The sequence below is a fragment of the Peribacillus sp. 05N428 genome (assembly GCF_056397085.1).
Genome location: NZ_JBFTMS010000117.1, coordinates 1 through 1,256, shown reverse-complemented (window position 1 = coordinate 1,256; position 1,256 = coordinate 1). Strand labels below are relative to the sequence as shown.

The 1,256-nt window shown below is 37.9% G+C and carries 2 protein-coding genes; both read right to left on the bottom strand.

Annotated elements, in window-relative coordinates:
• A partial coding sequence (locus AC1DIV_RS29970; protein WP_477577962.1) for an IS110 family transposase occupies positions 1 to 701 on the bottom strand: 701 nt, incomplete at its 3' end.
• 220 nt (positions 702 to 921) lie between these two features.
• A partial coding sequence (locus AC1DIV_RS29965; protein WP_477577961.1) for a hypothetical protein occupies positions 922 to 1,256 on the bottom strand: 335 nt, incomplete at its 5' end.

The following is a 1,256-nucleotide window of genomic DNA, read 5'->3' as shown; positions in this document are numbered from 1 at the left end:
AGTGCTCGTATCTTCTTTAAGCCTATACTGCGTTTTACCACTTGTCTTAAGGAAAGTAAGAGCTCTTCATCCGTATACTTAACAAGTTCATATGGCAAGGCTTCTAGCTTTAGAAAATGAATAGCTGCCTTGCCTTCCCAACTTTTGAACACCGTCAAAAATTCGGGAAAGTAACGATCAAGCCAGTTATGAACTTGTCCCTGAACGACCTGTAAGTCAACGTTGAGAAGATCGCGAAGTTTTTTTGCCACTCGGAGTTCTGCATAAATTCCTTGTGGAATTGTTGGTTCGGCGTATCTTCCGTCCTTGACTAACTGTGCGATGACTTTTGCATCTTTCACGTCATTTTTTGTAGGTGAATTATCGTCTAATTCTTTACTTCGTTTAACATGTAGTGGATTGACAGATACGAACTTAATATTATTCTCTTTTAGAAGATGAGCTAGATTTAACCAGTAATGACCAGTTGGCTCCATGCCTACAATCACTTGATTTAGCTTACACTCTTTAACAAGTTGGTTAATCCAATCTAGAAACGAATGAAATCCTGCTTTCGTATTTTCAAAGAAACACGTTTTACCCAGTTCCAATCCTCTAAAATCTTGTGCTCTCGCGACATGATTGTGCTTGGCGATGTCAACTCCGACAATTAAGGTTTCAGAAGTAATTTGAGTGATTTTATGATTTTGGTTATAATTCATTGTGAGGCCTCCGATAGATGTTTTTGTCCTTTTTAGCTGGCCAGCTCAGGACACATTCATCTTATCAAGAGGTCTTTTTTCGTTCAAACCCCATTTTCAGTTATTACAGGAATGCTGCCCCGTTAGTTCTTTAAGATCTTGAGTTGTTGGTTGGAATTTCTTTATACGCCTTTGCTTTTAATCAAAAAAGCTTCCATTGGCAGCTAAAACGAACCATTATTTATCTTGTTAGTGGAATCTTAATATCATTACCAACTTCAAGAATGCAGTCTTGACGGTTCTTGACAGGAGCAAAAACCATGATGTATTTATCATCGTCACCTGATACCTCACCCTTATTAAAGATGGGATCCACTTTTTCACCAGCTGATTTTAGAAATACACCAGACTTTTTATTATCAACGAAATACCCGTATTTTTTATTTGATTTCCTTGCATTAAGCAATTTATGCTCTAACCTACTCATCTTTCTATACTGGGATCCACTCTCGGCAGTTTGGAGTTTTGTATCAGATCCAGTAACGACAACTCTTGTTTCTAGTGGCGAGAACTCTA